General features: G+C 57.5%; 23 protein-coding genes. 8 read left to right on the plus strand and 15 right to left on the minus strand.

Annotated features, from left to right (window positions below; genetic code table 11):
• Nucleotides 1–33: 33 nt before the first annotated feature.
• The 8 genes from ACYQ6M_RS12295 to ACYQ6M_RS12330 form a co-directional block, all read right to left on the minus strand.
• Nucleotides 34–1,311 (minus strand): molybdopterin molybdotransferase MoeA, encoded by a 1,278-nt coding sequence (locus ACYQ6M_RS12295; RefSeq protein WP_460074091.1) that lies wholly within the window; start codon nt 1,309–1,311, stop codon nt 34–36.
• Nucleotides 1,308–1,829, minus strand: coding sequence for a molybdopterin-guanine dinucleotide biosynthesis protein B (gene mobB, locus ACYQ6M_RS12300; protein WP_022999471.1), 522 nt, complete (start codon nt 1,827–1,829; stop codon nt 1,308–1,310). Before mobB ends, ACYQ6M_RS12295 begins: the two co-directional genes overlap by 4 nt.
• Nucleotides 1,826–2,479, minus strand: a complete 654-nt coding sequence (gene mobA, locus ACYQ6M_RS12305; RefSeq protein ID WP_055653869.1) for a molybdenum cofactor guanylyltransferase MobA — start codon at nt 2,477–2,479, stop codon at nt 1,826–1,828. The genes mobB and mobA overlap by 4 nt, the downstream gene beginning before the upstream one ends.
• A complete protein-coding gene (fdhD, locus tag ACYQ6M_RS12310; RefSeq protein ID WP_228868518.1) occupies nt 2,476–3,354 on the minus strand; it encodes a formate dehydrogenase accessory sulfurtransferase FdhD in 879 nt (292 codons plus the stop codon). Before fdhD ends, mobA begins: the two co-directional genes overlap by 4 nt.
• A 67-nt stretch (nt 3,355–3,421) precedes the next feature.
• Nucleotides 3,422–4,591, minus strand: a complete 1,170-nt coding sequence (locus tag ACYQ6M_RS12315; RefSeq protein ID WP_460074094.1) for a benzoate/H(+) symporter BenE family transporter — start codon at nt 4,589–4,591, stop codon at nt 3,422–3,424.
• A gap of 137 nt (nt 4,592–4,728) precedes the next feature.
• On the minus strand, nt 4,729–5,187 hold the full coding sequence (locus ACYQ6M_RS12320; RefSeq protein WP_152506763.1) for a BLUF domain-containing protein: 459 nt from the start codon (nt 5,185–5,187) through the stop codon (nt 4,729–4,731).
• Between the two features lie 204 nt (nt 5,188–5,391).
• Nucleotides 5,392–5,982, minus strand: a complete 591-nt coding sequence (locus tag ACYQ6M_RS12325) for a GNAT family N-acetyltransferase (RefSeq protein WP_460074097.1) — start codon at nt 5,980–5,982, stop codon at nt 5,392–5,394.
• A gap of 26 nt (nt 5,983–6,008) precedes the next feature.
• The gene (locus ACYQ6M_RS12330) at nt 6,009–6,689 is read right to left on the minus strand and encodes an SDR family oxidoreductase (protein WP_370200650.1); all 681 of its coding nucleotides are present in this window, start codon (nt 6,687–6,689) and stop codon (nt 6,009–6,011) included.
• Nucleotides 6,690–7,043: 354 nt separating this feature from the next.
• Between ACYQ6M_RS12330 and ACYQ6M_RS12335 the strand changes: the two genes are divergently transcribed.
• Both ACYQ6M_RS12335 and ACYQ6M_RS12340 read left to right on the plus strand, forming a co-directional pair.
• Nucleotides 7,044–8,198 (plus strand): Mrp/NBP35 family ATP-binding protein, encoded by a 1,155-nt coding sequence (locus tag ACYQ6M_RS12335; RefSeq protein ID WP_460074099.1) that lies wholly within the window; start codon nt 7,044–7,046, stop codon nt 8,196–8,198.
• 356 nt (nt 8,199–8,554) lie between these two features.
• On the plus strand, nt 8,555–9,793 hold the full coding sequence (locus ACYQ6M_RS12340; RefSeq protein WP_022999463.1) for a multidrug effflux MFS transporter: 1,239 nt from the start codon (nt 8,555–8,557) through the stop codon (nt 9,791–9,793).
• 61 nt (nt 9,794–9,854) lie between these two features.
• On the opposite strand, the gene moaA is transcribed toward ACYQ6M_RS12340, so the two are convergent.
• Nucleotides 9,855–10,844, minus strand: coding sequence for a GTP 3',8-cyclase MoaA (gene moaA, locus ACYQ6M_RS12345; RefSeq protein WP_228872803.1), 990 nt, complete (start codon nt 10,842–10,844; stop codon nt 9,855–9,857).
• Between the two features lie 402 nt (nt 10,845–11,246).
• Here moaA and ACYQ6M_RS12350 point away from each other — a divergent pair, with 402 nt between their 5' ends.
• The 3 genes from ACYQ6M_RS12350 to ACYQ6M_RS12360 all read left to right on the plus strand — a co-directional run bounded on the left by ACYQ6M_RS12350 (nt 11,247) and on the right by ACYQ6M_RS12360 (nt 14,025).
• Entirely contained in the window at nt 11,247–12,683 is a 1,437-nt protein-coding gene (locus ACYQ6M_RS12350) for a cryptochrome/photolyase family protein (RefSeq protein ID WP_209169133.1), read from the plus strand.
• A gap of 75 nt (nt 12,684–12,758) precedes the next feature.
• Entirely contained in the window at nt 12,759–13,127 is a 369-nt protein-coding gene (locus tag ACYQ6M_RS12355) for a gamma-butyrobetaine hydroxylase family protein (protein ID WP_055656473.1), read from the plus strand.
• Between the two features lie 187 nt (nt 13,128–13,314).
• Complete coding sequence (locus ACYQ6M_RS12360; protein WP_460074102.1) at nt 13,315–14,025, plus strand: DNA helicase; 711 nt, start codon at nt 13,315–13,317, stop codon at nt 14,023–14,025.
• A gap of 116 nt (nt 14,026–14,141) precedes the next feature.
• Here ACYQ6M_RS12360 and ACYQ6M_RS12365 read toward each other — a convergent pair whose 3' ends face one another.
• Nucleotides 14,142–14,612, minus strand: a complete 471-nt coding sequence (locus ACYQ6M_RS12365) for a nuclear transport factor 2 family protein (RefSeq protein WP_077293034.1) — start codon at nt 14,610–14,612, stop codon at nt 14,142–14,144.
• A 392-nt stretch (nt 14,613–15,004) separates the two neighbouring features.
• Between ACYQ6M_RS12365 and ACYQ6M_RS12370 the strand changes: the two genes are divergently transcribed.
• Entirely contained in the window at nt 15,005–15,574 is a 570-nt protein-coding gene (locus ACYQ6M_RS12370) for a TetR/AcrR family transcriptional regulator (protein WP_460074105.1), read from the plus strand.
• 82 nt (nt 15,575–15,656) lie between these two features.
• On the opposite strand, the gene ACYQ6M_RS12375 is transcribed toward ACYQ6M_RS12370, so the two are convergent.
• The 5 genes from ACYQ6M_RS12375 to ACYQ6M_RS12395 form a co-directional block, all read right to left on the minus strand.
• Nucleotides 15,657–16,250 (minus strand): L,D-transpeptidase, encoded by a 594-nt coding sequence (locus tag ACYQ6M_RS12375; protein ID WP_031268808.1) that lies wholly within the window; start codon nt 16,248–16,250, stop codon nt 15,657–15,659.
• Nucleotides 16,251–16,671: 421 nt separating this feature from the next.
• Complete coding sequence (locus ACYQ6M_RS12380; protein ID WP_075283804.1) at nt 16,672–18,309, minus strand: fumarate hydratase; 1,638 nt, start codon at nt 18,307–18,309, stop codon at nt 16,672–16,674.
• 151 nt (nt 18,310–18,460) lie between these two features.
• On the minus strand, nt 18,461–19,018 hold the full coding sequence (locus ACYQ6M_RS12385) for a YceI family protein (protein ID WP_022999453.1): 558 nt from the start codon (nt 19,016–19,018) through the stop codon (nt 18,461–18,463).
• A gap of 23 nt (nt 19,019–19,041) precedes the next feature.
• Complete coding sequence (locus ACYQ6M_RS12390) at nt 19,042–19,626, minus strand: cytochrome b (protein WP_077293030.1); 585 nt, start codon at nt 19,624–19,626, stop codon at nt 19,042–19,044.
• Between the two features lie 52 nt (nt 19,627–19,678).
• Complete coding sequence (locus ACYQ6M_RS12395) at nt 19,679–20,263, minus strand: YceI family protein (protein WP_022999451.1); 585 nt, start codon at nt 20,261–20,263, stop codon at nt 19,679–19,681.
• Between the two features lie 423 nt (nt 20,264–20,686).
• On the opposite strand from ACYQ6M_RS12395, the gene ACYQ6M_RS12400 reads away from it, so the two are divergent.
• Nucleotides 20,687–21,406, plus strand: coding sequence for a glycerophosphodiester phosphodiesterase family protein (locus ACYQ6M_RS12400; protein ID WP_062488933.1), 720 nt, complete (start codon nt 20,687–20,689; stop codon nt 21,404–21,406).
• A gap of 410 nt (nt 21,407–21,816) precedes the next feature.
• Nucleotides 21,817–22,920, plus strand: a complete 1,104-nt coding sequence (locus ACYQ6M_RS12405) for a FecR domain-containing protein (protein ID WP_460074109.1) — start codon at nt 21,817–21,819, stop codon at nt 22,918–22,920.
• Nucleotides 22,921–23,095 lie beyond the last annotated feature (175 nt).

Consider the following 23,095-nt stretch of genomic DNA (forward strand, 5'->3'; position numbering starts at 1 on the left):
AGAAACTCTTTCTGGCCCGGCAATGCTGCCGGGTCAGCGCAGTCCGAACCCGGAGAAGGGCAGGAATGACACCGGCTCACCCTTGCGGATCGAGGTCACGTCTTCAGGTATTTCGATAAGACCGTCGGCTTCGCGCAGGCCAGTGATCAGGCCGGAGCCGTCGCGCTGGAATTTATGCGCTGCAAGTGATCCGTCTGGACGAGGCTTCAGATAAGCACGGTAGAACTCTCGGCGGTCCGGCTTTTTCTTGGGAACTTCGAAGGCTGCCGGAACCTGAAAGGCCTGCGGTTCCAGAAAGGCACCTCCGCCAAGAACGCTGAAGACCGGCCGTGCGTAAAGCAGAAAACAGACCATCGCGGCAACCGGGTTTCCCGGCAGTCCGAGGACAACGCAGGATCCGATATTTCCGAACATCATCGGGCGGCCAGGCTTGATAGCAAGCTGCCACATATGGCGTTTCCCGATCTTGTCCAGAACCTTGAGCATGTGATCTTCCTCGCCGCGGCTTGCTCCGCCGGTGGTCAGGATCACGTCATGGCTGTCTGCTGCCGTCGAAAGCACCTCTTCAAGGGCGTCGGCGTCATCTTTCAGAATGCCCAGGTCATCGATCTCCACAGGCAGCGTTGCGCACAGGCTGCGCAGCAGAAAGTGGTTGGAATCGTAAACGTCTCCGAGCGTGATGAGGTCGCCGGGCCGGCGCAGCTCGTCGCCTGTCGACACTAGGGCCACCTTCAGTTTCCGGCAAACGGAAACGTCTGCCTGTCCGGTGGACGCGATTGCCGCGATATCTTGCGGGCGCAAGCGCTGACCGGGGCTCAGCAGCGTCGTTCCCTCCGCCACGTCTTCTCCCGCCTTACGGCGGTTGGCACCCGTTTTCAGGCCTTGCGGCACGATCACGAAGTCCTGCCCATCCTGCTGGTGCGTTTCACAATCTTCCTGCATGGCGACCGTATCCGCACCGGGTGGCATCACCGCTCCAGTAAAGATCCGGGCTGCTGCCCATGGGCCAAGATCGGCGTTGCTCGTGTGCCCTGCAGCTATCCTCTGTTCCAGACGGAAGAAACCTCCGGCTTCCTCGAAATCGGCGTTGCGGAAGGCGTAACCGTCAACGGCCGAATTGTCGGCCAGTGGCACGTTGCGGGGAGCGGTCACCGTATCTGCAAGGATGCGTTCGGCGGCATCCTGCAGGGGCACGGTTTCGGTCTCGGCAATGCAATACAGCCGCTGTTTCAGGATCTCCAGCGCCTCGTGGTGGCGCAGGCGGTCCTTGTCGTGCAGGAAGCAGTCATCCAGAAGCTGTTTGCCGGTCATGTTGTCGACCTTTTCAGCCCGAGATGGGTCTCGATGAAATTCGCCATGGCGGCAATGTCGTCCAGATGAAACACCGGCAACACCTCGTCCGGCAAATCGTGATCGGTTGCGATGGCCAGAATATTCGGATCGGAAACGGCAAGGGGACCGCGTTCGCTTGCCTCGGTTCTGCGTGCCTCGATCTTCGGATGGGGTTCGCTCTTGTAGCCTTCGATCAGGATCAGGTCGCAGGGAGCAAGCCGCTCAAGGACGTCTTCCAACGGCGGCTCGTCTTCCTCTTTCAGTTCATGCATCAAGGCCCAACGGCGTCCGGACACCAGTGCAACTTCCACTGCACCTGCTTCGCGGTGCCGGAAACTGTCGGTGCCCGGCTTGTCGATATCGAAGCCGTGATGTGCATGCTTTACGGTCGAAACCTTCAGGCCCCGCGCGGTGAACTCGGCCACGAGGCTCGCCACGAGTTGTGTCTTGCCGGAATTCTTCCAGCCGGTGATGCCGAATACAGGGGTGGTGGTCATCTGGAATGTAAGCTCAGCGCGTCTCTGACGGTCGAAAGGTCATCAGGTTTGTTGGCATTGAAGAAGGGGTCCAACCCGCTGTCGGGATCCGCATCGAAGGCGACTTCGACACTGTCGTAACAGTCGACAAAGGCAAGCACCTTGCCTGTCTTGCCGGATTGCAGCCAATCCTCGAGATCCGCTTTCAGGCTGACAGGCCAGAGGCCGAAGACAGGGTGGAGCTTGTCCGCAGAGGAGGCGAGGGCAATGACCGGTCTGTCACCGGGGACTGCAGCACAGAACCGGCTGACAAGGCTGGTAGGGAAAAACGGCGTGTCACCGGCTACCGAAATCACATGGCTGATATCCGGTCGTTCGTTGTGAGCATAAGTCATGCCGGCCAGGACACCTGCCAGCGGTCCTGCGAAATCGCCTACCGGATCAGCGGCAACAGGCAGCTGAAAGCGCGCAAACCGGTCTGGGTCACCATTGGCGTTCAGGATTATATCGTGCAGCTGTGGTTTCAGACGGGCGAGGATCATATCAAGCATCGTCTTGCCACCAAGATCCATCAGGCTTTTGTCGCCGCCGCCCATTCTGCGGGATTGGCCGCCGGCAAGTACGCAACCAAGCACCTTGCTGCTCTCAAGGGTCTTCTTGTGTCTGGTCATTCTGCCGGGACGCTCCCTTTTCGGCGGGCCGTATCCGGCTCGTCTTCCACGTCGCTTGCGGACATGTCGAACACGATTCTGTCGTGACCGGACAAGGCAACGAACCGCTTGCCGCGTGCGCGGCCGATCAGCGTAAGGCCGGCCTTGCGTGCGAGTTCGACGCCCCAGGCGGTAAACCCCGAGCGTGACACGAGGATCGGAATGCCCATCATCACGGTCTTGATGACCATTTCGGAGGTCAGTCTGCCAGTGGTATAGAAGATCTTGTCGTGCGCGGGGATGTCGTTCAGGACCATCCAACCTGCGATCTTGTCGACCGCATTGTGGCGGCCGACATCTTCCATGTAGACCAGCGCACGGTCTTCCTGGCACAGAACACAGCCATGGATCGCCCCCGCCTCGAGATAGAGGGAAGGTGTTGTGTTGATGGTTTTGGTCAGCGCATAGAGCCAGGAAGTGTTGAGACGGGCGTCCTCGTCGAGTTGAACGGTATCGAAGCCGTCCATGACATCGCCGAAGACCGTGCCCTGGGCGCAGCCGGAGGTGCGCACCTTCTTCTTCAGCTTTTCCTCGAAATTGGTTTCGCGCTCGGTGCGAACCACCACAACATCCAGATCGTCGTCATGGTCGATGCCGGTGATGACATCGTCCTCGGCCAGCATGTTCTGGTTTTTCAGATAACCGACGGCGAGAAGGTCCGGATGATCGCCAATGGTCATCATGGTGACCACTTCCTGAGAATTCAGGTAGAGGGTCAGGGGTTTTTCCGTCACGACACGCGTTTCGACCGGCTGTCCGTCCTGATCGATACCGGTTACGGACGTCGAAAGACGCGAATCTTCCGGGTCGGGTTGCAGCACATATGAGCCTGACACAGGCAAACGACTCCATTTGCTTCGATTGTCTCAACACTATGGGACGCGATTGCCGCGGGGCAAGGTGTTACTTTGCCGTTTTGGTTCGCGAAAGTGCCATGAAGGCACCGCCGGCCAGCAGTCCCCAGAATGCACCCGAAACACCCAGGAAACTAACCCCGGAAGCCGTCACCATGAAGGTAATGATGGCACTGTCCCTGTCAGCGGGATCCTTTGTGGCCTCGCTGATGGAAAAGGCAAAAGCCCCCAGCAGGGCCAATCCCGCAACGGCTTCGATCAGGATAGTCGGCGTGGCCGCGACAAAGGCCATCACCAGCCCTGCGAATAGGCCGAACAGGACATAGACCGCACCTGCGGTCACGGCCGCCCAGTAACGCTTTGCCGGATCCTTGTGCGCATCTTCACCTGCGCACATTGCTGCCGTGATGGCGGCAAGGTTGACCGCATGTCCGCCAAATGGGGCGGACAGCATACTGAAGACGCCGGACAGAGTGAAAAGCGGTCCGCTTTTGGGGTGGTATCCATAGGCGGACAGCACAGCCACACCCGGGATGTTCTGGGACGCCATCGTCACGATGAAGAGCGGCAGCGCAATACTGATCAATGCTTCCAGTGAAAACGAGGGTGCGATCCAGACTGGTTCGGTGATCGGCTGGACGTTGCTCAGGTCGATCGGGCCGCTGCTCGAAAGGCCGATCGCGAATGTCATGACCATGGCAAGGGGAACCGCGAAGAGCCTGAAAAAGCGCAGGGCAATCGCCCAGACGGCAATGATGGCTAGTGCGCTGTAAGGCAGTTCTGCGACGGCTCTTACCGGCGCAAGGCACAGTCCGAACAGGACCCCTGCCAGCATCGCGTTGGCAAGTGGTGCCGGAATGGCTGCGACCGCCCGTCCGAAAGGCTTGATCAGGCCCGCGAGTACGATAAGCGCGCCACAGACCAGAAAAGCACCAACGGCTGCCGAAAAGCCTCCTTCGAGCGGGCCTGCTGTCGCAAGGAGCGCGGCACCGGGTGTCGACCACGCGATGCTAACGGGGATCTTCGTGGCGAGCGAGGCAACGATCGCGCAAAGGCCCATGGAAATGGATAGCGCCATCAGGCCGCTGGTTGCTTCGGCTGGGGAAGCGCCGGCTGCTGTCAGCCCTTGAATGACGATAGCGAATGAACTTGCAAAGCCGACAATGGCGGCAAGAAAGCCGGCTGATGCCGGCTGAAGGCCGGCGAACCTGCCTGACATGATGCAATCCCCCAGTTAACAAGGGCGCACAATATCGGCATGCCTGGCAATCGGACTAGGACCTTGCGGCCACGAACCGGATAATTTTGCGAAACATGAGATGAGCTGGGGCTCCGCGGCAGAAAACCCGGAGTGGCTCAGATCATCAACATGTCGTTGGTCAGGCGGCCTTCCTGAAGTTCCTGCGCGAAATGTCCGAACGCCCGGTAGGCTTCTTCCCGCGTTACGTCGGCAGGATGGTCAAGCAGGGGGCGCAGCACGTCGTGCTTGGAAGCGGCCAGGCCATCGGTCAGATCCCGGAAGAACATCAGCGAATTCGGGAACAGCCGGAAATCCGCCGGTTCGTGAATGATGCCCTCGATGGCTTCAAGACGCGGATCGTTCATCACGCAATAGACGGTATCAAGCACCGGGCCGGTCAGGCCTTCCAGAACCTGGATGATGTGCTGATCGACCAGCAGAAGCGCACCGGTTACGCCGGCCTTTCTGTTGATCCGCCGAATACGCAGCAACGTCTTGTCGATTTCGTCGGGCAGGGGCAGACGCATCTTGCCCCAGTTGATCTTGCTTCGGTAGCAGGCGCGGTAAAGTTCCATGGCGTGTCCATCCTTTTGCCGATGAAACCAGCCTGCGCTTCAATTCCTCACATTTGCTTAAAATTTGAGTCAAATACGAAGAAGAGCTTTTCGTGTTACCGAAGCGTTGCCAAGTCCTCCGCAAAAGTGTGCTTTGCAGCCCGGTGAACAGAACAAGAAAACTGTGCAAAACAACGTGCGCACATCTTTGTGTGGATAAGGAGGTCAGGCACCAGCTTCGAGCTTGAAATCCAGACTGGCTCTTACGGCAGGCCACTCGTGAGGAAGAATCGAATAAACCGCCGTATCCCTGAGCGCTCCGTTGGGCGAGCGCTGGTGGGATCGCAGCACACCATCAAGTTTGGCACCTAGCCTTTCGATGGCGGCGCGGCTTTGGTGATTCATGAAGTGCGTCCGGAATTCGACCGCGATGCAGTCCAGTTCCTCAAATGCATGTGCCAGCAGCATGCGTTTGCATTCCGTGTTGAGGCGAGTGCGCTGCACCGCCTTGCGATACCAGGTCGAACCGATTTCGACGCGCTTGTTGGCCGCATCGATGTTCATATAGGTGGTCATGCCAACGGCCTTGCCAGTTGGCGTCAACACGGCGAAAGGAAGCATTGAGCCGGCTTCCTGAAGCGACAGCCGTCTTTCAATTTCCACCCGAACGGCATCCGGATTCGGGACGCTGGTGTACCAAAGCTTCCACAGTTCGCCGTCGGCGGCAGCTTCAGCCAGGTCGGCGGCGTGGGATAGGCTCAAGGGCGCAAGTGTGCCGGTACTGCCCTTCAGGGTTACGGGGAGAGGCCAGGCCATCATGTGTCTCCAGTCGAATTGGCACGTCAGAACGGGCGCTCTTCACCGCTCCATTTGAAGAACTTTCCGGTATCGGTAACAGACAGGGAACCGGCAATCTTCAGAACGCCCCGCGCCACATCCACCGGGTCATTGTCTGCCAGCTGGCCACCCATGTCTGTACGCACCCAGCCCGGATCTATCAGCGCGACCGGAATGCCTTCCGGTTCCAGATCGGTCGCCAGCCCCTGCATAACCTTGTTTACTGCCGCCTTGGAGGCGCGGTAGGCGAGGGTGTCCGACTTCCGGTATCCCATCCAGGCCATCTGGCTGGAGATGGTCAGGATTCGACCGGATCCAGACCGGCGCAAATGGGGCAGGAAAGCTTGCGAGACCGCCAAAGGTGCAAGGGTGTTGACAGCCAGGGTATCGGCAAAACCCTCGAAATCCATATCCAGTGCGCTTTGACGTTCCGGAGTGATGATGCCCGCGTTGTTGATCAAAAGGTTCAGCGGGGTGTCGAGGTCACCGGCGACCGCGCGAACGGCGGCATGGTCTCTCACATCGAAAACCAGCGGATGAAAATCTTTGCCGAGCCGTTCCGCTGTCTCGTCAGCGGACTGCTGCGTGCGGACGGAGCCGTAAACGGTCCAGCCACTGTCCAGTGCTGCGCGGGCAAGTTCATAACCGATCCCGCGATTGGCTGCGGTGATAAGGCAGGTTGGCATGTCAAATTCCTGAAGCTGGAATGTCTTGGGAAGGACGCTGTGTAGGACCGTAACAAATTAACCGGGCCGTCTGGCGGTTCAACGAAAACATTGTCTCCCTTTGAGGAGGGGTAACAATCGTGAGATCCAGCAGCAACCATGGCCAATTCCATGGTTATGAAAGCTTCTGAAGCTTGCGGCTTTCAACTGCGCAGGGCTTGTGTCGGATTTTCACCCCTTCTATGACTCGCGGTCTGAAACCGGAACGCGCCGTGCTTCATTTTGGCAGGTTGCCTGAAAGGAGCGGCGAACTAGAGTTCGCACCGGAAATAGCCGGTTGAACACAGTGGCCGGTGTACGAAACAGGACCGAAAGATGACCGACACCATAAAAAGCGCAGTCATGGAACGACTGAGGCAGATCAAGGGACCAGACCTTGAAGGCGATATCGTCTCGTTGGGCCTTGTCTCGGACGTTTTTGTTTCCGATGGCCGTGTTGTTTTTTCCATCACCGTTCCTGCAGAACGCGCACAGGAGCTTGAGCCTCTGCGCCAGGCCGCTGAAAAGGTGGTCAAGGAAGTGGATGGCGTCGAAACCGTGATGGTCGCGCTGACTGCCGAACGGGCGGCGGGCGGCGCTCGCAATGCGGCACCACAATCAGCTCCCAAACCAGCCCCCCAACAGCCTCGGCGACCTGCGGAAGAGCAGGCGCCTGCAAAACCGGGCGTGCCGGGCATCAAGCACATTGTCGCGGTTGCGTCCGGCAAGGGCGGTGTTGGCAAATCCACCACTACGGCGAACCTTGCGTTGGCGATGGCCTCCCTCGGCAAGAAGGTCGGCGTCCTGGATGCCGATATCTACGGTCCTTCGGTGCCGCGGCTGTTCAATGTTTCCGGCAGGCCGGAAGCTTTGTCGGGCAGGATGCTCAAGCCAATGGAAGGCTATGGCATCAAGGTGATGTCCATGGGCTTCATGGTGGAAGAGGAAACGCCAATGATCTGGCGTGGGCCGATGGTTATTTCCGCGCTTACCCAGATGCTGCGCGAAGTGGCCTGGGGCGAACTTGACGTCCTTGTGGTCGACATGCCTCCGGGAACCGGCGACGCCCAGCTCACCATGGCCCAGCAAGTGCCGCTGGCCGGAGCCGTGATCGTGTCGACACCGCAGGACCTTGCCCTGATCGATGCCCGCAAGGGCCTCAACATGTTCAAGCGTGTCGATGTTCCCGTGCTGGGGATTGTCGAGAACATGAGCTACTTCCAGTGCCCCGATTGCGGTGGTCGCCATGATATCTTCGGCCATGGCGGAGCGCGCGCGGAAGCGGACCGGCTGAAGGTTCCGTTCCTGGGCGAAATTCCCTTGACGATGAAGATCCGTGAAACCTCCGATGCCGGAACACCGGTGGTGGTGTCCGATCCTGAAGGCTCGGTCGCAGGCATCTACAAGGACATTGCCGCCAAGGTACTCGACAGCATTGATCGGGAGAGCGCGGAACCCACACGAGCGGCCCCCAACATCGTCTTCGATTGATACAGGGCAGGGCCGATCCCTGGGTAATTCCTGATTAGGCGACGAGACAAGTTTTGGCCACGGCGAGAGCTGTGGCCTTTTTTCGTCCGGGTTTAGCTGGCTGCAGGACTGGTGGCGGCGATCGCAGATTTATCCGTGAAATGCAGCAGTTTCCACCCGTTGCGAAGGCTCGGGTCAAGCTTGCAAAGTTGAAACAATTTCAAAGCCAATGAGGAGAAACATTAGCGGTTTCTGCCGTCTTTCGATGTTGGGCCTGTAACAATTCAGGTTTTCACGTCCGGATCACGCGGCCAATATATATTCGAACCTGAATATATCGCCCGCGAGGGTGAAAACCAAAAGGTTCCTTCCCGGGCATGCTCACAAGCCGAACTCAGACTTCCAGCACCGATGCCAAACCATCCCTGGCGGTGCTTGTAGCGATTTCATCGGTCAGCCCGCTTGCCATGCAGATATACTTGCCGTCCCTGGCAGGAATGATGGTGGTCTTTTCCGCAACTGCGGGCGAGATCCAGCTCTCGATGTCCGCTTATTTCATCGCGGTTGCGGTTTCCCAGTTGTTCTGGGGACCCTTGTCGGATCAGTTCGGCCGCCGGCCGGTAATCATTCTCGGCATGGCTTTGTTCGTAATCGGCAGCGTGTTCTGTCTGTTTGCACAAACAATCGAAGCCTTGATCGCCGCCCGGGTTCTTCAGGCAGCCGGTGGCTGTACGGGAATGGTCCTTGGCCGTGCGATCCTGCGTGATCTCTACAGCCCCAAGCAGGCGGCCAGCATGATCGGCTATGTCACCATGGGCATGGCGGTGATGCCGACAGTGGCACCAGCAATCGGCGGAATTCTGGATCAATACTATGGCTGGCAGGGCGGGTTTGTGCTGCTGCTGATGTTCGGAGTGGCGGTTCTGTGGGCAAGCATTGCGCTTCTGCCTGAAACGCACCTGAACCGAAAAGCGGCCGGTGGGCGGCAGATCCTGAAATCCTACGCGACCCTCTGCCGTGAGCCGCTCTACTGGAGCTACAGTCTGACAGCGGCGTCCAACGCGCTTGCCTACTTCGCCTATCTGGGAGGGGCTCCCTTTATTGCCGCCGATCTCCTGTCCCTGAGTGCGCAGGAAATGGGGTTCTACTTCATGTTCGTGGCGCTCGGTTATATCGCTGGAAACTTCATCTCCGGCCGGTTTGCCGAGCGAGTTGGCCTGTTTCGGATGATACTGTCCGGCACTCTCATCGGCGTTGTCTGCGTGGCGATAATCTCCGGGTTTGCCTATTTCGGAGCGTTGAGCGCACCCAGCCTCTTCCTGCCGATGTTCCTTCTTGGTCTCGGCAATGGGGTTTGCCTGCCAAGTGCCTTGTCCGGTGCTGTCAGTGTACGGCCGGAGTTGACGGGAGCTGCTTCCGGCCTGACGGCCTCACTTCAGGTCGCCATGGGCGCACTGGCCGGTTCCATCGTCGCCTCGCTGTATGCCGATGGTCTGCTGGCCTCTTCGCCCTGGGGCATGATCCTGATGATGGGACTGGGCATCGGGTGCAGCCTGATCGCGACCGTCTGCATCAGGTTCTACACCACGCGCGCCGACCTCGTTCCGGCAGAATAGTTTTGCCGGCTTTCAAGGTCGCTGAACTTGCTGCTGCCTGGGTAGTTGAAGTTTTGGCTGTTTAACCGCCGGTGACGCTCATGTGCCGGGAAACTGCAGGCTGGTTGCGGTTCCGGTCAATCACGAAATCATGCCCTTTTGGCTTCCGTCCGATGGCCTCATCAATCGCATCGTTCAGAAGGTCGTTCCCTTCCGAAGCGCGCAGAGGCGCGCGAAGATCCGACATGTCTTCCTGACCAAGGCACATGTATAGCTGGCCGGTGCAGGTGACGCGCACCCGGTTGCAGCTTTCACAGAAGTTATGCGTCATCGGCGTGATGAAGCCGAGACGACCACCGGTTTCCGCGATAGTCACATACCGGGCAGGTCCGCCGGTCTTGTAGGGGATGTCCGTCAATGTGAACTTCTCGCCCAGGCGCGCACGCACGGTCGAGAGCGGCAGATACTGGTCCGTGCGGTCGCCGTCGATCTCGCCAAGTGGCATGGTCTCGATCAGGGTCAGGTCATGACCGTGCTCATGACACCACTCAAGCATCGTCACGATCTCATGCTCGTTGACGTCCTTGAGAGCAACCATATTGATCTTGATCTGGAGGCCTGCGGCAGTCGCTGCGCGGATTCCGTCCATGACCTTGCCAAGGTCGCCCCAGCGGGTGACTGCCTTGAATTTCTGCGGATCGAGCGTATCGATCGACACATTGATCCGGCGCACGCCGCAATCGTAGAGTTCCTGCGCGTAGCGGGCGAGCTGCGAGCCGTTGGTGGTCAGGGTCAACTCTTCCAGAGCGCCACTGTCCAGATGCCGGCCAAGGCTGCGGATAAGGCTCATGATATTCTTGCGGACCAGCGGCTCACCGCCGGTCAGGCGCAGTTTACGGACGCCTTTTTCGATGAAGGCAGTGCACAGGCGGTCGAGCTCTTCAAGGCTGAGCACTTCGCGTTTGGGCAGGAAGGTCATGTCTTCCGCCATGCAATACACGCAACGGAAATCGCAACGATCAGTCACGGAGACGCGAAGGTAGGTGACGGCGCGGCCGAACGGGTCGATCATCGGACCATGTGATTCCGCTTTTCCGATTGCCGCTTGTGCCGGGACCACAATCTTGCCGTCTGTCACGTTTCGCTCTCCCTCGATTTTTATCTTATCCAGATCATATGGCGTCGATGCGGGCAAGATCAATTGAAACCGGACTGCAAATGTCCGGTTTACGGCATCAGGTAAACTCGTGAGTGTACTCTTGTCAAATCAATTGGAAAGATGCCGGAATTCACTCGCCTGCGCGACCAGGAACCTGCATCGAAAAGCGTTCTGACGAGTGCTTGGTCCGGTCACAATCCTAGGAGCTCCACTTTACTTGCCGCTCGCCCGGTATTGGAGCCAAAAAATCCAGCACACCATTGATCCGATTGTGTTTTGCGGCGTATCTGAGCTGTAGCAAGCGGCAGGAGCAGCATGACAACACTTGTTTGGTTTCGACAGGATTTGCGCATTAAAGACAATCCGGCCCTGTTCGAGGCGGCCCGCAAGGGACGTGTCCTTCCGGTCTTCATCCTTGAACCATCAGAGCAGGCCGGTGAAACGCACCCGCTTGGCGGGGCAAGCCTCTGGTGGCTGCATCACAGCCTGGCGTCCTTGAAGGCGGATCTGCCGGGTCTGATCTTCCTGCGGGGGAGCGCGAGACACCTGATCCCACAGCTTGCAAAGGAAGTCGAGGCCGAGGCCGTCTTCTGGAATCGATGCTACGAACCACATGCAATCGAGCGGGACACCGATCTCAAGAAGGTGCTGAAAGAAGACGGGTTTGAGGTCAAAAGCTTCAAGGCGTCCCTCTTGTTCGAACCCTGGGAACTGGAGACAAAATCCGGCGGCCCCTTCAAGGTGTATTCGCCGTTCTGGAAGGCAGCTCAGCAAAAGACCATCGATGACGCCTTGCCAGCACCGGAGAAGCTGGAATTTGCGGACTACGATGGCGGTGAAACGCTTGAGAGCTTTGACCTCTTGCCCACGAAGCCTAACTGGGCAAAGGGATGGGAGGATTGCTGGCAGCCCGGTGAAGCCGGTGCTGCGGAGCGGCTGGACGGCTTCTTCGAGGAAGGCTTGAAGGGCTATGGCACATTGCGCAATCGCCCGGATCTTCCGAATGTGTCGCGCTTGTCGCCGCATCTCCACTTCGGCGAAATCTCACCCCGACAGATCTGGCATGCAACGCAGAAGGTAATGGACCGGAAATCGTCGGTTGCCGGTGACGGTATGAAATTCCTGTCCGAGATTGCCTGGCGGGAATTTGCGTACCACTTGCTCTACCATTTTCCGAAATTGCCGTCGGACAACTGGCGTTCAACCTTTGATTCCTATCCCTGGCAGGAGCCGGGCGACGCGTTGGAGAAGTGGCAGAAAGGACAAACGGGATATCCGATTGTCGACGCCGGCATGCGCGAACTCTGGCAAACCGGATACATGCACAACCGGGTGCGCATGATCGTGGCGAGTTTCCTGATCAAGCATCTGCGTATTCATTGGCACCATGGCGAGGCCTGGTTTCGGGACACGCTGGTGGATGCGGACCTTGCCAACAATTCCGCAAGCTGGCAGTGGGTCGCAGGATCAGGCGCTGATGCTGCTCCCTATTTTCGGGTCTTCAACCCGATTACCCAGGGAGAAAAATTCGATCCGGAAGGTGTGTATATCCGCAAATGGGTTCCAGAGCTGCGCGATCTGGACACGCACTATCTCTTTGCGCCGTTTGATGCTCCGGCCGAAACCCTGAAAAAGGCCGGTATCACGCTTGGCGAGACCTATCCGAAACCGCTGGTCGACCATGCCAAGGCACGCAAGGCAGCGCTTGACGGCTATGAAGCGGTGAAGCAGGCGGGACAAGACGCCGCTTGACGGTGCCGGTGCTACCGGTATCGTCCGCGCGCAAGTCCCGGCGACGTGTGCCGGGTGGAATCAAAGGACCCGGAGATGACCGACCCGACTGCTCCCTGGCCGACGGAACTACGCGTATCGAAAGACAAGAAGAGCCTGACTGTTGCTTTCAACACGGGTGAGCGGCACGAATTGTCTGCCGAATATCTCCGGGTGTGTTCACCTTCGGCGGAAGTGAAGGGCCACAATCCTTCCCAGAAGCAGACCGTGCCCGGCAAACGCAACGTCGAGATCATGAAGATCGAACCTGTCGGCAACTATGCTGTCCGTATCCATTTTGACGACATGCATAACTCCGGGATTTTTACCTGGACGTATTTCCTCGAGCTAGGCAGAGATCCGGAAGCACACTGGGGTGTCTACCTGCAGGAACTGGCGGACAAGGGCCTGACACGGGATCGTTGATTGAGAGCAGGCCGGGCTGGCTGAAGCCAGCTGGAATCAGCTATAAAGGGCGTGGCTCGACCCAAGCCATCCCCCTCCATCAGGAGCAGCAGCCGAACTGCAGGGTCGTTTCATACTGGCAACCAGACGATCGTGCGTTCGCATAAGGAGGGACTGCGGCTGATGCACGCGATCTGGAGGTCGCACCATGAAACTCACTGCACCCGTTTTCCGCCTGAAGCGTGAAGCCCGAACACTCGCCCGCAACAAATCCATCGCGTTGAGCCGCGCATTGGACGCAATTGCTGTTCGCGAAGGTTTCAGAAGCTGGAGCCATCTCGCGTCTGCGGTACGCGACCAAGGCCCGTCGGTCAGGCTTTTGTCAGCGCTTGAACCCGGCGATATGGTCATCCTTGGTGCACGGCCGGGGCACGGCAAAACAGTGCTGGGGCTCGAGTTGCTTGCAGAAGCGGCCAAGGCCGGTCGAACGTCCGTGTTCTTTTCGTCAGAATGTTCTTATCGCGATGTTCGTATGAAGCTATCCGCCAGCGGATACCGCGATCCGGAAAAATCGGGATCGTTCCGGATTAGGCTTTCCGACAACGTCTGCGCCGAGAATATTGAAGAGACGCTGGCTGACGCTGTGCCGGGCTCCATTGCCGTCATCGATTATCTTCAGGTCATGGACCAGCATCGCTCGCAGCCACCGCTCGGTGCGCAGATCGAGGAGCTGAGACAATTTGCAAACAAGCAGCGTATCACGCTCGTCTTCCTGTCGCAGGTCCACAGAAGCTTTGATCCCGAGATCCGGTCACTGCCTGGGTTCTCCGATATCCGCACGACCAATCCTGTCGATCTATCGCACTTCGACAAGGGCTGTTTCCTGCACGACGGCGAGATGATGCTGTCCGGACATTGAGCTGCCCTTCCGGTCTTTTGGATCACCTGCCGGTGTCCTGCTGAACGCAGGGCACCGGTTGCTTGAACGTCTTTAAACGTTCCGGGCTTTCGCGGGCTAGTTAGAGTTGTGGCTGGCTAAAGTCCGAGTTCACTCAGGCCAGGATGGTCTGCCGGACGCGGGCCCTGAGGCCAGTGCATCTTGCGATCATTCGTGGAAATGGCGAGATCATTGATGCTGGCAAATCGGCGATGCATCAGTCCATTGGGTGCGAACTCCCAATTCTCGTTGCCGTAGGAGCGGTACCATTGTCCGGCCGCATCGTGCCATTCGTAGGCAAAGCGAACCGCAATCCGGTTGCCGGCAAAGGTCCACAGTTCCTTGATCAGGCGGTACTCCTGTTCCCTCTGCCATTTGCTGGTGAGGAATTCCACCACTTGCTCCCGCCCAACCGGAAAGTCCGACCGGTTCCGCCAAATGGTGTCCGGTGTATAGGCTAGCGAGACCTTCTCCGGGTTCCGGCTGTTCCAGCCGTCTTCCGCAGCACGCACCTTCTGGCGGGCGGTCTCAAGGGTAAAAGGCGGCAGCGGGGGGCGCTGTTCTGTCATCGCGCTAGCTCCAGAGTCTGAATTTGAGGAGACGAGGCCAACCCCGCATGAAGGCGGGCGTCCAGCGGCTGGGGGGCCGGGGTCAAGGCTGATGTGATCACAAGTACCCCGGCAACAAGTGCGCCGAAGAGATAGAAGCCGCGCGGATATGCAGGTCTTGGTGAGAACATGGGTTTGCCTCGCAGTGTTAAACAGATAAATGTGTACCGATCTGTTCAGTTACGAGTTATATATGTACCGATCTGTACATGATGGCAAGGCGCTAACTTCGTGCCTGAGATCATTAAAACGTGAGGAGGTCGTGTTTCGGCTGTTTGGGTAGCACCTATTTTGGGTATCTTGAACGATCGCTGATGTTTGACTATTTACAAGTTAGTACAGAAAGGAAGCTCATGCGACCAAGCAAACGCGATGAACTGGTACGCAAGTCTCTGGCTGTCTTTTACAGAGACGGTTTCCATGCGACCGGCATGGATACGCTTGTTGCTGAAACAGGCATCTCCAAGACGACGATGTTCAAGCATTTCAGAACCAAGGATGATCTGATCCTGGCGGTGTTGAGATACCGGGACGAGACTTTCCGGAACTGGTTCCTGCGCAGGTTGGATGAACGCGATCTTTCGCCAAGGCAAAAGCTTCTCGCAGTTTTTGATATTCTGAAAGAGTGGTTCGAAGAACCCGGTTTCAAGGGATGTATGTTCATCAAGGCATCGGCTGAGTTTCAGGACCCCGTACACCCTGCATATGCCCAGTCCACCGAACACAAGCGCCTGCTTCTGTCGGCACTCAGGAGTCTTGCGGAAAAGGCGGGGGCTCGCGAGGCGGATCTGCTGGCACGACAGATCCTCCTTCTCAAGGAAGGGGCAATCGTAGCCGCTCAGATGGGGTTCGACCCGGATCCGTCAGGTGCGGCAAAGAACGCGGCAGCGGTGCTGATCGATGCCCACATCCCGGAAAATTGATCAAGCTGGGATTTAGAAGTGAGCATCAAATAAAAAAGCCGGGCAGGGCCCGGCTTTATTTCTTGGTAATTGGTGCCGCAGTTTAGCGCTTCACGATGACCTTCGAACCAACAGTCACGCTGTTGTAGAGGTGGATCACGTCTTCATTTGCTAGGCGGATACAGCCGGAAGAGACAGCCGAACCGATGGTCCACGGCTCAGTCGTGCCGTGAATGCGGTAGAGGGTCGAGCCGATGTACATCGCGCGAGCACCCATCGGGTTGTTCGGTCCACCCGGCATGTAAGCCGGAAGGATACGGCCTTTCGCACGTTCACGAGCACGCATCTGTGCAGGCGGGGTCCAGCTCGGCCATTCAGCCTTGCGGGTGATACGGTGCGTGCCGGCCCACTGGAAGCCATCCTTGCCAACGCCGACGCCGTACTTCATGGCCTTGCCACCAGGCAGGACATGATAAAGACGACGCTCGGAGGTATCGATGACGATCGTGCCTGCAGGGTACGGGCCATCATATTTCACGCGCTTGCGTTTGACCGGGGACGGGCCGCCCGGGTGATATTTCGGAGTGACCCAGGTGTTCGTGCTGTGGTCAAAGTAGCCATATCGCGGAGCTGCCTGAGCGGTCAGCGCAAAAGCGCCCGCCAGAACCGCAACCATTACAAATAAAAGTTTCTTCATTCCGATCCCCCATCAGCATCGGGCTGGTGCCTCAACGATGCGATTCTCAATCAAAGTGACGTTACGAAAATGTCCTTGCCGCACTCTTAATTATTATGTCGCAAAACGGCGTTCGGGAAAATCTCACGTTGATGTGACCACCGACCATGTCCTGCGTCTGTGCTGAAATTGCAACGGATTTTTCGTGAAAAACGCGATGAAGACGCATTCGCTCGCTGAGATTGTGGAATTTGCCCGCCTTGGCATAAATCGTCAGCTATCTTTGATCCGGATTGGGCGATTCCGCGCCCAATTCCGAATCGTATGACCGCGATCCAAATCGCGCCAAAACGGCGCGTGGTTACTGTTGTTGGTGTGTCGACAGACAAAAAAGAACCCGCGGCAAAAGCCGCGGGTCTGGTGTTTTCAGCTGAAGCCGCGTTCAGCCGAGGTTCAATTCCTTGAAGAAGTCGTTGCCCTTGTCATCAATGACGATAAAGGCCGGGAAATCCTCGACTTCGATTCTCCAGACGGCTTCCATGCCCAGTTCCTCGAACTCGACCACTTCCACCTTCTTGATACAATCTTGCGCAAGGCGAGCGGCCGGACCGCCGATGGAGCCGAGATAAAACCCGCCATGAGCCTGGCAGGCGCGGCGCACCTGAGCGGAACGGTTGCCTTTGGCCAGCATGACCATGGAGCCGCCGGCTGCCTGGAACTGATCGACATAAGCGTCCATGCGTCCTGCGGTTGTCGGACCGAACGAACCTGAAGGCATTCCCTCCGGTGTCTTGGCCGGGCCAGCGTAATAGATCGGATGGTTCTTGAAATAGTCGGGCAGGGGCTCGCCGCTTTCCAGCCGGTCACGCAGCTTGGAATGGGCAAGGTCGCGGGCAACGATCAGCGGTCCGGAAAGCGACAACCGGGTCTTGATCGGGTGTTTGGAAAGTTCGCCCAGGATTTCGGACATCGGCCGGGTCAGGTCGACTTTCACCACATTGTCGGACAGGTGGTCGTCGGTGACCTCCGGCAGGTATTTTTCCGGGTGCATCTCGAGCTGTTCCAGGAAAATCCCGTCTTTCGTGATCTTGCCGACGGCCTGCCGGTCCGCAGAGCAGGACACGGCGAGGCCGATTGGCAAGGACGCGCCGTGACGCGGCAGGCGGATGACACGCACATCGTGGCAGAAATACTTGCCGCCGAACTGGGCACCGACGCCGGTTGCCTGGGTCAGTTTGTGGATCTCGGCTTCCAGCTCGAGGTCACGGAAGGCATGTCCGAGTTCCGACCCTTGCGTCGGCAGGCCGTCAAGATAGCGGGCCGAAGCCAGTTTTGCTGTCTTGAGGTTCATTTCCGCAGACGTGCCGCCGATGACGATCGCAAGGTGATAGGGCGGGCAGGCCGCGGTGCCGAGCGTGAGGATCTTTTCCTTGAGGAATTCCACCAGCCGGTCATGGGTCAGCAGGGATGGCGTGCCCTGGAACAGGAAGGTCTTGTTGGCCGAACCGCCACCCTTGGCCATGAACAGGAACTTGTAGGCATCTTCACCTTCGGCATAGAGCTCGATCTGTGCCGGCATGTTGTTGCTCGTGTTCTTTTCCTCGAACATCGAAATCGGCGCGAGCTGGGAATACCGCAGGTTCTTCTTGAAATAGGCGTCCCGGGAACCTTCGCCGAGTGCCGCTTCGTCCGACCCGTCGGTCCAGACCCGGCGGCCCTTCTTGCCCATGATGATTGCGGTGCCCGTGTCCTGGCACATCGGCAGAACACCGTGGGAGGCGATGTTCGCGTTTTTCAGGAGGTCAAACGCAACGAATTTGTCGTTCTCGGTCGCTTCCGGATCTTCCAGGATCTTCTTCAGCTGTTCCAGGTGGCCTGGACGCAGGAAATGGTTGATGTCCTTGAAGGCCTCTTCGGCAAGAAGGCGTAGACCTTCAGCTTCGACAACCAGTACCTCTTCGCCGTTGAACTCGGCTGTCTTGACGTGGTCCGACGTCAATTTCCGATACGGGGTCTTGTCTTCTCCCTGAGGGAAAAGGGCGCTGTGCTGATAAGCTGGAGGTGTGAGCGGAGCGTTCATAGGAGGCTTTCCTGATCTGGCTGCTTCCCGTCACATCGGGAAGCGCTGGAACGTTGAGTGCTGTTCTCATACGGCAAAAAGGCTGCGGACGCCAAGTGCCGCAGCCTGATCAAATGGTCGGAGCCGGAAGTCTTGTTTGCCGAACGCGATGTCAGCGGATCGCCGTAAGATCCAGGGTAACGGTGACGATATCTCCGACCGTGTCGGTGCCGACGCCGCTGCCAAGCTGATAGTCGAGCCTGTTGACGATGGCCGTCCCCTTAGCTGTGGCGGTGTCGCCCGCGATGTCCAGGGTGAAATCCATCTCGACCGGCTGGGAAATTCCCTTGATGGAGAGCGTGCCCTGTGCCCGGTAGCTGTTGCCTTCGACAAGCTCGACAGTGTCGGACGTGAATTCGGCCGTCGGGAAGTCCCCGGCGTTGAACCAGTCCTTGCCAGGCAGGGTGCCATCGAACTGGGCGTTGCCGGTGGTGGCGCTCATGGGTTTGATTTCAGCGCTGATCTTGGCGGTTTCAGGGGCCGCAGGATCAAAATCGATGTCTGCTTCCCACGACGCGAAGACGCCAGTCAGCGTGCCGCCGCCCTGTTTGACTTCAAAGCCGAGCTTGCTCTTGTCCGGATCGACTTTCCAGGTGTCGGCAAACGCCGGTGCGGTGAAGGTCGTCGCCGACAGGACTGCAACGGCATATGTAAAATGCTTCAATGTCATCTGCGGATTTCCAGTTCGTGTTGTCAGCTATCGGCCTTGGCGGGTGCGGTTGAAATCATGCGTTTCAACGTGGCGTCGCGGGCGATGAAGTGGTGTTTCAGCGCAGCTGCGACATGGACGGCAATCAGCGCAATCAGCAGATAGGCGCCGTATTCATGCAGCAGCTTGAAGAAGGTTTCCGCCTGTTCCTGCGAACCAAGCACACCTGGAACCGGCAGATGCGGCACTGGCCAGGTGTTGAACAGGATGGTCGGAATGCCCCACGGCGAGGCCGACACCATGAACCAGCCGGTCAGTGGCAGTGCAAACAGAAGCGCGTACAGGCCGACATGTCCCAGATGCGCCCCGGCCTTTTCCAGCGGGTGCATGTTGTCAGGCAGTTTCGGCGAAGGATTGAGAAGGCGCCAGACAAGACGGAGCACGGCAAGCGTCAGAACCACAAAGCCGATCGACTTGTGCAACTGATAGAGCTCAAAGGTTGCCTGTTCGGTCGGGGGAAGTTGGTGCATGTAGAGGCCGAGGCCAAGCATGCCGATGATCAAGACTGCCATCGTCCAATGGAACGCAATGGCGATTCTTCCATACCCGGTTGAAGTGTTGCGCAGCATGGCGGCTCCTGGAAAACGGAGGCCGGTCTGTCCGGCCTCCGAGGGTGTTCACTTAGTTGGTCGCGTCGGACTTGAGCGCTTCGGAATGGAAGGTCACGGTAATGTCGTCACCTACATAGGGAACATACATGTCCATTCCATAGTCGGAACGCTTCAGAACTGTGGAAACGGCAAAACCGGCAGCTTCCTTCTTCGCCATCGGGTGCTCACCAAGTGCAGTGACATCAACGGTCAGGGTCACCGGCTTGGTGATGTCCTTGATGGTCAGGTCGCCGGTCACTTCCAGCTGGTTGTCGCCGGTCTTTTCGACCTTGGTGCTCTTGAAGGTCGCCTTCGGGAATTTTTCAGCGTCAAAGAAGTCCGCGCTCAGGAAGTGCGCGTTGCGCTCTGCCCAGAACGTGTCGAGGCTGCCGACGTCGATCGTGAATTCGATGGAGGAATTTGCAGGTGTGTCCTTGTCGATCAGCAGCGTGCCTTCCCATTCGCCGAAACGGCCTTCGGTCGTGGAGTAGCCAAGGTGGTTATAGGAGAAAGCCAGGTTGGCGTGGGACTTGTCGAAGTCGTAGGCCACCGGTTCGGCAAGGGCGGTGCCTGCGACGAGGGAAAGGGCAAGCGCAGAAGCTGCGAGACGGATCATGATCAAACCTCATAGATGTTACCAGAAGCGTTCGCTCATGAACGCTGCAGACTGGAACATAGGAAGAAAATTGTGCGGTGCAATTTGACTGACTGTTCGTAAATGCTGAACAATAATTCAGTTGATTTCTTCACCGTTAACTGTGTGGCTTTGGAAAGATTTTCAAGCGTCAGGGGGATAGAAAGTCGACCCTGCAGTATTGGGGGAGAATCGCGATAGAGTTCCGAGCCTGAGGTGAATTGTCCAGTCATTCAATTATGGGTTGTTGCGACCGGTAAGCAACTGAAATTTCGAGGGAAGTTGCAGTGTCATCATTTCATCAAGAATTTCAGGCACCTGTTTCATCGACTTCCCTCTAGAGTGGCCGTTTGCCAGCCCTATCCAAGCTCCGGATATCACTCTGGAGACACAGGAGACCTAACCGTGAAACAAGCCGTCGTTGTGTGCCACCGCGGAGCCAGCCTTCAGGCTCCGGAAAACACGATTGCCTCGCTCGAGGGAGCAATTGCGCTTGGCGCCGAAGTTGTCGAGTTGGATGTTCGGCCGTCCAGGGATGGCATCCTCTACGTGATGCACGATGCAACTGTTGACCGGACGACGGATGGAAGTGGCCGAATTTCGGATATGACTTCCGACGAAATTGACCTTCTTGATGCAGGGAACTGGTTCAAGGAGACCTTCAAGGGCGAACGTGTTCCAAGGCTGGACACGTTTCTAGATACCTGCAAGGGCCGTATTGGCACCTATGTTGAGATCAAGGAAGGCGACCCTGCGGAAATTCGCGACATGCTGGCAGTCCGCGGCATGCTGAGTGACGCCTGGACGTTTTCGTTCGATCAGGCAATCCGCGCTGAAGCCCGTGCAAAGGTACCGGACCTGCGGCGCATGGTTCTTTACGCTCACGTTGGTTCGGTCGAGCGCGCCGTTGCCCAGGGTGCGCATATACTGGAATTCCATGAGGATGACCTGGAAGAGAATCTCATAAACGAGGCAAAGCAGGCCGGATTGATTACGCAGATGTTCTACGCCGGGTCTGAACGAGCCGTTTTCGAGAAAGCCGTGCGCTGCGGCGTCGAACAAATGAACATCGACCAGGTCGAAATTTTCAAGTCCGTGGAAAAAGAGCTTTTGGCAACCGTCTGACGCTTCGGCGTGATGCAACTCGCATTCAGACGGAAATCATTGACTGGCGTGGCCGGGAACTTACGGGTTCCTGGCCGTTTTGTTTTGGAATGATTGAAAAAATATTTTGAGCGTCATACGCCATTTCGATCAGGGATCGCAGGTATCTATGATTGTGATTTTTCTCTAGTTATCCAAAAACACAATCTTAAATAGTTTTAATATTAAAATTTTATCTAATATGGGAAAAAGTTGGAAACGTTAGATGATAGAACAATTTTTACTAAAAGAATGAAATAAAAAGGTTTCCCATTATAATTCAAGTCTTGTTAACGGGGGCGGAATAGCTTGCCGAGCTTCCGAAGCTGGGCCAAGAGAGGGCTCCCATGTCCAACAAAATAAACGTCAATTGCTCAGGTCAGGCCAGTTGCATGGCAGCAAAAGCTGATGACGTTGGACAGTTCTGGGATCTCCGGATGCGGTTGGCAGCGTCGCTTCTGCTGGCTGCCCTTATGGCCTTCTGGTTTTCTCAAGAGGCATTGTCGCAAGACGCGGAGACAGGTGGCACGCCGTGGCACTGGTCGGTCGAACGCGTCAGCGGCCGGGTCATGGTGCAAACCCGTGCCGGCGAGACCTTTGCCGTCAAGCGTGGCATGACGGTGCGCAAGGGATGGAAGATCAAGACCGGCGGTGGGCGTGTAGTCATCAATCGGGGTGAAGAAACATTCGTTGTTTCTCCAAATTCTGTTGTGACGCTTGAGCCGAAGGGCGTGCTGATCAAGCGAATGGTCGTCTACCAGGACCTTGGTCAGGTAGATGTGGACGTAAAGCGCCGGTGGTATCGGCATTTCAAAGTGGAAACCCCTTTCCTTGCCGCTGTTGTCAAAGGAACTCAGTTCAGGGTCAAGGTCGGCAACAGGACTGCGTCGGTCAATGTGGGGCGGGGCGTTGTCGGTGTTCATGACTTTGCATCCGGAGATCGTGCCGACGTAGGCGCCGGTCAGGCGGCCGCCACCAACCCTTCGCGCCGCGCCGGTTTATCCGTCAGCGGAAAGAACAAGCCTGCGGTGCGTTCTGGCCCCAAACGGGCTCCTTCATTCGAAACACGCGTCGTGAAGAACGTGCCAGCTACCAAAGCTGAAGCAAGAGCTGCCAATGGCGGCAACCGGGGCAATGCTGGAGATTCCCGCTCGGGGAACAACGGCAATGGCAACTCCGGTGGCAATGGCAACGGCAACTCCGGTGGCAACGGGAATGGCAACTCCGGTGGCAACGGAAACGGTAATTCCGGCGGCAACGGAAACGGTAATTCCGGCGGCAACGGAAACGGTAATTCCGGTGGCAACGGAAACGGCAATTCCGGCGGCAATGGCAACGGCAATTCCGGTGGCAACGGCAACGGCAATTCCGGCGGCAATGGCAACGGCAATTCCGGTGGCAACGGCAACGGCAATTCCGGCGGCAACGGCAATGGCAATTCCGGTGGCAACGGCAATGGCAATTCCGGTGGCAACGGAAATGGCAAGGGTCGGTAACGCCACTCCGTCTGCGAAAAGGTATCGCTCGGGATATTAAGTCTCGCTGCTGCTGAAGACGTTCCAGGAATATGACGACAAGCAATCCGTATTGGCGGATACAAGTCGTGGAGATCGGGCTGGGTAACTCCGTATTTTACGGAAGATTACCTAGCTCCTTTCTGTTTTGAAGTAG

The sequence above is a fragment of the Roseibium sp. ROS1 genome (assembly GCF_054658215.1).